This is a genomic window from Kribbella sp. NPDC023972, assembly GCF_040639075.1.
Classification (GTDB): Bacteria; Actinomycetota; Actinomycetes; order Propionibacteriales; family Kribbellaceae; genus Kribbella.
In genome coordinates, this window is the sequence record NZ_JBEZZH010000002.1 from 794,087 (window position 1) to 803,060 (window position 8,974).

General features: G+C 69.6%; 10 protein-coding genes. 5 read left to right on the plus strand and 5 right to left on the minus strand.

Annotation, left to right across the window (positions count from 1 at the left end; all coding sequences use genetic code 11):
- Nucleotides 1-61: 61 nt before the first annotated feature.
- Together AB0F43_RS12925 and AB0F43_RS12930 are read right to left on the minus strand one after the other, a co-directional pair.
- Nucleotides 62-256 (minus strand): hypothetical protein, encoded by a 195-nt coding sequence (locus tag AB0F43_RS12925; protein ID WP_360474457.1) that lies wholly within the window; start codon nt 254-256, stop codon nt 62-64.
- Nucleotides 253-1,659, minus strand: a complete 1,407-nt coding sequence (locus AB0F43_RS12930) for a PspC domain-containing protein (protein WP_360474460.1) — start codon at nt 1,657-1,659, stop codon at nt 253-255. The genes AB0F43_RS12925 and AB0F43_RS12930 overlap by 4 nt, the downstream gene beginning before the upstream one ends.
- A 207-nt stretch (nt 1,660-1,866) precedes the next feature.
- Between AB0F43_RS12930 and AB0F43_RS12935 the strand changes: the two genes are divergently transcribed.
- From AB0F43_RS12935 to AB0F43_RS12945, 3 genes are read left to right on the plus strand one after another with little or no spacing between them, the layout of a single operon-like run.
- Entirely contained in the window at nt 1,867-3,411 is a 1,545-nt protein-coding gene (locus AB0F43_RS12935) for a PspC domain-containing protein (RefSeq protein ID WP_360474463.1), read from the plus strand.
- Nucleotides 3,408-4,049, plus strand: a complete 642-nt coding sequence (locus AB0F43_RS12940) for a response regulator transcription factor (protein ID WP_360474466.1) — start codon at nt 3,408-3,410, stop codon at nt 4,047-4,049. The genes AB0F43_RS12935 and AB0F43_RS12940 overlap by 4 nt, the downstream gene beginning before the upstream one ends.
- 47 nt (nt 4,050-4,096) lie before the next feature.
- On the plus strand, nt 4,097-4,450 hold the full coding sequence (locus AB0F43_RS12945; RefSeq protein WP_360474469.1) for a hypothetical protein: 354 nt from the start codon (nt 4,097-4,099) through the stop codon (nt 4,448-4,450).
- 1 nt (nt 4,451) lies between these two features.
- On the opposite strand, the gene rpsR is transcribed toward AB0F43_RS12945, so the two are convergent.
- The gene (gene rpsR, locus AB0F43_RS12950) at nt 4,452-4,694 is read right to left on the minus strand and encodes a 30S ribosomal protein S18 (RefSeq protein ID WP_360474472.1); all 243 of its coding nucleotides are present in this window, start codon (nt 4,692-4,694) and stop codon (nt 4,452-4,454) included.
- Nucleotides 4,695-4,825: 131 nt separating this feature from the next.
- On the opposite strand from rpsR, the gene AB0F43_RS12955 reads away from it, so the two are divergent.
- Nucleotides 4,826-6,148: a C1 family peptidase gene (locus AB0F43_RS12955; RefSeq protein ID WP_360474475.1), complete on the plus strand. Its 1,323-nt coding sequence runs from the start codon at nt 4,826-4,828 to the stop codon at nt 6,146-6,148.
- Here AB0F43_RS12955 and AB0F43_RS12960 read toward each other — a convergent pair.
- Nucleotides 6,145-6,876, minus strand: a complete 732-nt coding sequence (locus AB0F43_RS12960) for an alpha/beta hydrolase (RefSeq protein ID WP_360474478.1) — start codon at nt 6,874-6,876, stop codon at nt 6,145-6,147. The two genes, AB0F43_RS12955 and AB0F43_RS12960, sit on opposite strands and share 4 nt — an antisense overlap.
- A 104-nt stretch (nt 6,877-6,980) precedes the next feature.
- Nucleotides 6,981-7,712, minus strand: coding sequence for a PIG-L deacetylase family protein (locus AB0F43_RS12965; protein ID WP_360474481.1), 732 nt, complete (start codon nt 7,710-7,712; stop codon nt 6,981-6,983).
- A gap of 57 nt (nt 7,713-7,769) precedes the next feature.
- Here AB0F43_RS12965 and AB0F43_RS12970 point away from each other — a divergent pair, with 57 nt between their 5' ends.
- On the plus strand, nt 7,770-8,861 hold the full coding sequence (locus AB0F43_RS12970) for a serine hydrolase domain-containing protein (protein WP_360474484.1): 1,092 nt from the start codon (nt 7,770-7,772) through the stop codon (nt 8,859-8,861).
- Nucleotides 8,862-8,974: the final 113 nt, after the last annotated feature.

Sequence of the window (8,974 nt, forward strand, 5' to 3'; positions counted from 1 at the left end):
CTGGCCTCCGGGCTGGACATGCGGGTGAGCCTAGAGAACGTGGTGGCGCAGGTCCATCGAGTTAACTGCGGTTGGATGCCGCCAGACCGACGATGCCGGCCGCGACCAGCAGCAGAGCACTGGTGACACCGAGGTCATCGGTCTGAAGGATGCCGTTGTCGGTCAGCATCCAGATGGTGGCGGCACCGGTCAGGACGGTGCCGGCGATGACGCCGGGAACGTCCGGTTTGGCCCCCTTCTTCTGGTGCTGCTTCATCCTCGCTCCACTCTGATGCTGCCCAGTTTCAGATCCAGGTCCAGTGTGACAGTCTCCGGGCCGGCCTTGCCGTCCGCTCCTAGATCCTTCAAGGTCAGCTGGGCGTCGCGGCCGCCCTTGTGCTCGTTCAGCCAGACCAGTTCACCCATCTCGGCGGACAGGTGGCCTTCGACGTCGACGTTCTGCGGGACCTTGACGACGACCTCGCCGACTCCACCGTGGACCTCCACCCTGGCACCTGGTGCGAACGTCGCCTTGGTCAGGTCGAGGTGCGCCGCTCCGGCGTCGAACGCGTACTTCGTGCTGGTCGCGGTGATCGTCTGGCCGGCCGAGGCGGTGTAGTTGATGTCCGCGACGTTGCGCGGCACCTCGGGGAACACCGTGCTCGCCACGGCGCCGGCCGCGAGCAGGATGCCGAGCGGAAGCAGCGCCAGCGTCCGGCCGACGAAGCCGCCGAGCAGCATGCCGGCGCCGAGCGTCGCCAGGCCGATGATCAGCATCGTCGAAGTGGCCGCTCCCGCCGCCCAGGCGATCGTGATCGCGACACCGGTCAGGACGACGATGATCGACTTCACCCCGCGCAGGCCCTTGGCCGGCGGCTCCGACGTCTTGGCGTTTGTCGGAGGTGCCGAGGCCGGCGGCTCGTCGACGTACAGGCCGAGAGGGTCGTCCTCGGTCCACACAGGCTGGACCGGTTCGACGGTGCGGTCCTGGGGGCGCTGCGTGGCCGAGGACGACGGGCCCGCCGGGGGAGCTGACGGGCCGGTCTGCGGAGGCAGGTACGCCGAGACAGGCTGACCCATCGGGGCGGCCGGCTGCTGGGCGGCCGGGGCCTGAGTGCCTGGAGCCTGAGTGCCCGGGGCCTGAGTGGTCTGAGTGTCCTGAAGGCCCTGGGCGGGTGGCGGACCCTGCGGGCCGGTCCACTGCGGCCCGGCCCAGCCCTGGTCCACCGTCGAGTTGGCCCGGCCCTGCCGGACCCGCTTGCGCTGGGAGGCGACGATCCAGATCACCGCGAGCACGACCAGCGGCCCGGGCACGGCCCGGCCGAAGTCGAACGACGACATCAGCGCGATCGCGAAGAACACACAGGCGCCGATCACGATCGGCCACAGCCACGGGTGGTCCGGGCGGACCCGGTCGCCGAGCAGACCCTGTGCCGCGGAGCGCTCGCTGCCCTCGCCGGGCATCAGCACCCAGGCGGCGATGTAGAAGATGATCCCGGGACCGCTGATGATGAGCACCGCCATCACCACGCGGATCAGCACCGGATCGATGTTCAGCGCGCGGCCGATACCGCCGCAGACGCCGGCCACCATCCGGTCCGACCGGCTGCGCTGCCAGCTCTGCACGTTCTGCAGGCGGCTGCGGTCGAACCCCCCGGGTCCACTCTGGTTCTGCTCCATGCCATCGATACTGGCCCCGGACCCGGCGGAACGACATCGGGGATCCCCCTCTCGCGACCCCGGGTCGCACGGCCGTCACCCCACCGGGCAACGGCCGGGCTCGGGGTTCTCCCCGGTGCGACCCTGAGCCCGCCGGGCAGCCGCTGAGGAGACGGCTAGGGACAAGCCCGCTGGTGTCGGCCCGGTCCACGTGTGACGATCGTGGGGATGAATCACCCAGCCGCAGCCGCGCCCACGGGCGGGTCCTCCACGCCGGAGACCCCACCCGGGCCTCCGCCTGGCCGGGGCAGCCAGGGCGAGGGCCAGTGGCAGTACCAGGGCTGGGGCCCTCAAGGACCCAGGCAATACCAGGGCCCCTACGCCGCGTACGGCGCTCAGCCGGGCCAGCAACCGTACGGCGCTCAGCCGGGCCAGCATGCGTACGGCGCTCAGCCGGGCCAGCAACCGTACGGCGCCCAGCAGCCCGGGCAGGGCTCCGAACCACCACCAGTACGCCGGGCCTACCGCCGTACTGAAGGAAGGGTGGTCGCCGGCGTCGCAGGGGGTGTGGCGGACCACCTCGGCGTGTCCGACACCGTCGTACGGCTGGCGTTGATCGCGGCCACGGTCTTCGGCGGGTTCGGCGTACTGATCTACGCAGCACTCTGGTTCCTCATGCCGCTGGCCACTCCGACCGCGCCGGCGGCGCCTGGCCTGGCCGCGCACACCCGCGGTGGACTCCGTACCGACCAGCCGCCCCCGCAGCCGGTGGTGGAGGCCAAGGAGCGGAAGAAGGAGAAGAGCCGCGGGCAGGTGACGGCCTTCGTGGTCGTCGGCATCGGTGTGCTGCTCCTTCTGCAGGTGGCCGGGCTCGGGATCGCCGGGAAGATGTTCTGGCCGCTGGTGTTCGCCGGCACCGGTCTGGCGCTGATCTGGCGGCAGGCGGACGAGAGCCAGAAGAACGAGTGGGCCAACTCGGTCCGGGTCCCGATCCTCGGCATCGTGCTCGGGAAGGGCGGGTGGAAGTCGCTGGTCCGGATCGCCGTCGGGCTGATCCTGATCGGTACGGCGGTCACCGTCTTCCTGGTCCAGAACGGCCGGCTCTCGATGGTCGGCGACGTACTGGTCGCACTGCTGCTGGCGGTGGTCGGAATCGGCGTGATCGCCGGGCCATGGGTGCACCGGCTGACCCGCGACCTGAACACCGAGCGGGCCGAGCGGATCCGGTCGCAGGAGCGCGCCGACATGGCCGCCCACCTGCACGACTCGGTGCTGCAGACGCTGGCGCTGATCCAGAAGCAGGCGAACGACCCGCGCGCGGTCGCACGGCTGGCCCGTTCGCAGGAGCGCGAGCTGCGGACCTGGCTGTACGACGAGGACGACAAGACCGACCAGACCCTGGCCGGTGCCACCAAGCGGGCCGCGGCCGAGGTCGAGGACTCGCACGGCGTACCGGTCGAGGTGGTGACGGTGGGGGACTGCGAGCTGACCGAACCGCTGTCCTCGATGGTCCGCGCCGCACGCGAGTCGATGGTGAACGCGGCCAAGCACTCCGGGGCGGCCAAGATCGACGTGTTCGTCGAGGTGGACGGCGACCGGGCGGAGGTCTTCGTCCGGGACCGGGGCAAGGGATTCGATGTCGACGGCGTGCCGGAGGATCGGCTCGGGCTGCGGCACAGTGTGTTGGGCAGAATGGAACGGCATGGCGGGCGCGCGACGGTGCGGTCCGATCCGGAGACAGGAACCGAAGTGCGACTGGAGATGGACAGATGAGCCAGAGGCGCGTTGTCGTCGTCGACGACCACGACATGTTCCGGGCCGGGGTGCGCAGTGAGATCGGTACCGCGGTCGAGATCGTCGGGGAGGGGTCCGACGTCGACACGGCGGTCAAGGCGATCGTCGCGACCGAGCCCGACGTGGTGCTGCTCGACGTACACCTGCCGGGTGGCGGTGGCACCGAGGTGATGAAGCAGGTTCATCAGCGGCACCCGGAGGTGAAGTTCCTGGCGCTGTCGGTGTCGGACGCGGCCGAGGACGTGATCGGCGTGATCCGGGCCGGTGCGCGGGGGTACGTGACCAAGAACATCAGCGGGGCCGAGCTGGTCGACGCGATCGGGCGGGTCGCGGACGGGGACGCGGTGTTCTCGCCGCGGCTGGCCGGGTTCGTGCTGGACGCGTTCTCGGGTGCGATCGACATCGCCTCGGTGGACGAGGACCTGGACCGGCTGTCGCAGCGCGAGCGTGAGGTGCTGCGGCTGATCGCGCGCGGCTACGCGTACAAGGAAGTGGCCCGCGAGCTGTTCATCTCGGTGAAGACCGTGGAGACGCACGTCTCGTCCGTACTGCGCAAGCTCCAGCTCTCCAACCGGCACGAACTGACCCGCTGGGCCACCGACCGCCGCCTGGTCTGACGCGCACTCCGGGGCGCGGGAGGTCAAACGCTCGCTAGGGTTGCGGCATGGATCTCCTGCATGACGTGCTGACCCTGCTGCACCTGGTCGGCTTCGCGGCCTTGTTCGGCGGGTTCTTCACCCAGCTGAAGTCGAAGGCGCCGGTGGTGAACGCGGCGATGCTGCACGGTGCGCTGACGCAGTTGGTCACCGGTGTCCTGCTGGTCGGGCTCGCGTCCGGGGTCAAGGACGACGACTTCACCGTCGACAACACCAAGATCGCGGTCAAGCTGGTCGTCGTACTCGTCGTCACCGGGCTGGTGTTCGCCTACCGCAAGCGGCCGGCGATCAGCCGCGAGACGTTCTTCAGCATCGGCGGCCTGACGCTGCTGAACGCGATCATCGCGGTGTTCTGGCACTGACCTATCGGCTGGACGACGTGTAGGGGAGCAGCGCCATCTCGCGGGCGTTCTTGATCGCGCGGGCGACCTGCTTCTGCTGCTGGACGCTCAGGCCGGTGACCCGGCGGGAGCGGATCTTGCCGCGGTCGGAGATGAACTTCCGCAGCAGCGCGGTGTCCTTGTAGTCGATGTAGGTGATGCCGTCGCGGTCGAGCGGGTTCTGCTTCGGCTTGCGCTTGCCGGTGGGCGCCGGGCGTCGGGGCATGGTCGGGGTCCTCCGTTGTTGAATGTCGTTTTCATTTAGGATAGCCGGTGTGGCGTGTTGTGGACAGGGCACGGAGTCGCCACCCCGGCGCGGGCGGTGCGGACTTGGCGGCTGTTATACCGTCGAGTGCTATGGAGCGGAATCTCACTGCCGAACAGCTCGGGCTCTTCGAGAAGGAGTTCGCGTCGAACCCGCAGTACCGGGTGATGCAGAACGCCGTCACGCAGACGCCAGTCAACGCCATCGCCCTCGACCGCCAGGTCGTCACCTCGATCGACCACTCGGTGTCGCATCTGCTCGACGACTGGAAAGTGACGAACCAGAAGAAGAGCGGCCGCTGCTGGCTGTTCGCCGGGCTGAACCTGCTCCGCGTCGGCGCGGCCGAGAAGCTCGGCGTCAAGGACTTCGAGTTCTCCCAGAACTACCTGCTCTTCTGGGACAAGTTCGAGCGGTCCAACTTCTTCCTCGAGGCGATCATCGAGACCGCCGACCGGGACGTCGACGACCGGACCGTGGCGCACCTGCTGTCCGACCCGATCGGTGACGGCGGCCAGTGGAACATGTTCGTCGCGCTGGTCCGCAAGCACGGCCTGGTGCCGAAGTCGGCGATGCCCGAGACCGAGAGCTCGTCGGCGACCGCGCAGATGAACGACACGCTGCGCAAGCTGCTCCGCCAGGGTGCCCGCGACCTGCGCGCGCTGGACGGCGCCGAGGCGCGGCGCGACCGCAAGCAGGAGATCCTGACCGTCGTGCACCGGGTGCTCAGCATCCACCTCGGCACGCCACCGCAGAAGTTCCTCTGGCAGTGGAAGGACAGCGACAAGGAGTTCCACCGGGACGGCTGGACCACGCCGGGCGAGTTCGCCGCGGCGTACGTGCAACTGCCGATCGACGAGTACGTCTGTCTGGTGCACGACCCGCGCGCGTCCAGCCCGATCGGCAAGACCTTCACCGTCGACTACCTCGGCAACGTCATCGACGCGCCGCCGGTGGTGTACCTGAACGTCGAGATCGAGCTGATGAAGCAGCTCACCCAGGACGCGATCGTCGGCGGTGAGCCGGTCTGGTTCGGCTGTGACGTCGGCAAGCAGATGAACGGCGACCTCGGCTACTGGGACGCCAAGCTGTACGACTACGGCTCGGTCTACGACACCGAGTTCACCCTGGACAAGGCCGACCGGCTGCTGCACCACGAGACACTGATGACGCACGCGATGCTGTTCACCGGTGTCGACGTGGTGGATGGCAAGCCGCGGCGCTGGCGGGTCGAGAACAGCTGGGGTGACGAGAAGGCGGACAGCGGCTTCTGGACCATGAACGACTCGTGGTTCGGCGAGCACGTCTTCGAGATCGCGGTACGGCGTTCCGCCCTGCCGGCCGACCTCCAGGCGCAACTCGACGAGGCGCCGATCGTCCTCCCGGCCTGGGACCCGATGGGCGCCCTGGCCGACTAACCAATCAAGTTCAGCGCTTCGGACGGACGCTCGAGGGTCGGCAGGTGGCCGGCCCACGGGAGGTCGATGTGCTCGGCGTTCGGGAGCCGCTCGGCCAGGTACGCCGCGCAGGCGCCGAACCAGCCGAAGTCGTGTGCGCCCGTGATCAACCGCACGGGCGCGCCGATCTTCTCGGGTTCCACCGGGTACTCCTCGTTGTCGACGTCACCCGCGGCCAGCTGAACGTCGAACGCACGCTTCTGCATCACGCGGAGGAGTTCGCGGGCCTCCGCGTCGGCCTCCGGGCCGATCCAGCTGCGCACCATCAGGTCGGTCGCGCCGTCGACATCTCCGGCCTCCAGCAGTCGTTCCTCCTCAGCCCACACGGCCCGCAGATCCTCGGTCGGCTCCACTCCGTCGGTCGGTGCGCAGATCAGCACGAGCCGATTGAACCGCTCCGGCTGCCGGCTGGCCGCCTGCTGCACGACGTACCCGCCGTACGACGATCCGACGGCTTCGACCGAGTCCACTCCCAGCTCGTCGAGCACCGCGAGCACGTCGCCGGCGTCGGAGTACTTGGCGCCGGGCTCCAGCGGCGTCTCGCCGTATCCGCGCAGGTCCACCGTGATCACCCGGTGGTCCCGGCGCAGCTCCGCCACCTGCCGGGCCCACATCCGCGCGTCGGCCACTCCTGCGTGCACCAGCAGGACCGCCGGGCCGTCCCCAACCACCCAATGAGCAATAGTCATGCCCGCACCCTTGTCGCTCCAGTCCGGACCCGCAAATCGTTTAGGCCGTGTCTGACGGCCCCCGCCTACTGCGCGGCACTCGGCGCGGGACCGTCAGACACGGCCTAGCCGAGCCGGATGACTGTGAAGGGCTCGGCGAAGTGGTTCGGTGGGAGGCCGCCATCGCGGGCGTTCTGCTGGGCGAAGGTGCGCATCTGGGCGGCCAGGGCCTCCGGGTCGCGGTGCTGGCTGGTGTGGGACAGCAGGGCGGCGATCTTCTGGTCGATGGTGTCGGTGATGTCGACCCAGTGGTTGCGTTCGGGGTGCTCCATCATCCAGAGCTCGCCGACGTCCCAGGCCTCCTCGGTGAGGTCGTCGTACGCGTAGGGGTTGCCGGCGGCGGGGTAGAACGCGCGGACCGTGGCCTCGGCGGTGGCGAGGTGGTCGGGGTGGGAGACATGCAGGCGTGACCACCAGCGCTCGGGTGACTGGGTCAGCAGCCGCTGCGGCCGGACCTGGCGGATCAGCCGGGTGAGGTCGCGGACCAGCTCCGGACTCGGCTCGACCAGGCCGTCGACGTACCCGAGGAAGTGCAGGTCGTGGACGCCGACGTGCTCGGCGGCCGTGGTCTGCTCGGCCCGCCGTACCGCGGGGATCTCGGCCCGGTCCCGGTCCGGCTCGAAGCCGCCCGCCTGACCGTCGGTGACGATGCAGTAGTGCACCTCGATGCCGGTCTTGGTCCAGGTCGCGACCGTCCCGGCGCCGCCGAAGTCGATGTCGTCGGGATGCGCGACCACCACCAGAACCCGCTCGATCTCCGCGTCCGGCCGTGGATTCCCCTCGCTTGGCACACTCACCAGCACGACCTTAGTTGATACCAGGCGGCAAGCTGGTGTTGACGGGGAGGTGGATCGATGGAGCTGGGTGGGGAGTGCGAGCCGCGGAACGTGCGGATGGACGCGGGCCGGCTGGGGGCGGCCGTCGAGCTGGTCCGGTCCCGTAAGGCCGTCGCGCAGCTGTGCGTGATCCGGGACGGCCGGGTGGTGGTCGACCAGGCGATCGGCTGCGCTCCGGACGCGTTGTTCTGGCTCTTCTCCGCGAGCAAGCCGTACGTCGCGATCGTGATCCACCGGCTGGTCGAGGCCCGGCAGCTCCACCTGGACGACGCGGTGGCGGCGTACTGGCCCGAGTTCGCCGAGTTCGGCAAGCGGGACATCACCGTTCGGCAGGTGCTGCGGCATCGGTCCGGACTGACCACGGTCGGCAGGTATCTCGCCGAGGCCCGGGCGATGAGCGACTGGGATCGCTCGCTGCGGCGGATCGAGCAGGCCCGGCCGCTCTGGCCGATCGACACGGTCGCGTACAGCCCGCTCGCGTTCGGCTTCGTCCTCGGCGAGGTCGCGCGCCGGTGCAGCGGGCAGCCGTTCGAGGAGCTGGTACGGCGCTTCGTCCTCGAGCCGCTCGGGGTCACGAACACCTTCCTCGGGCTGCCCGCCGACCAGTGGCACCGGAACGTCCCGATCCGGGTCGGTGGTCCGATCGGGCCGATCGTCCAGTCGATCGTGAACAACCGGGCCACCCGGCAGGCCGTCGTACCCGCGGCGGGAATCTCCACCACCGCGCGCGAGCTGGCGGCTTTCTACCAGGCGCTACTGGATGGTGGCGCCGGGCCGGGCGGCCGGGTGCTGCGGCCGGAGTCGGTCGCGGCCGCCGTCGAGCCGACGAGTGAGGGTGAGCTGGATCGGACCGTCGGCGCGCCGATCCGGTGGTCGCAGGGGTTCCAGCTCGGCGGGCCGCGCTTCGTCCCGAACGTGATCACCCCGCTCGGGATGACGAGCAGCCCGCGGACCTTCGGGCACAACGGCAGCAACTGCTGTATCGGCTGGGCCGATCCGGATCGGCGGCTCGCCTACGCCTACCTGACCAACCGGATCGGCCGCCGGGACATCGATGCCGCCCACCACGCCGCCGTCGCCGACAAGATCCTGGAAGCCACGTTCGATTAGGCCGTGTCTGACGGTCCCGCGCCGTAGCGAGCAGGTGCTCGGTGCGGTAGCTCGGCGTGCTGGAGCGAAGGTCTCGATGTGGTTCCATCGTGGCCTTTGCTCCAGTGCGGCGA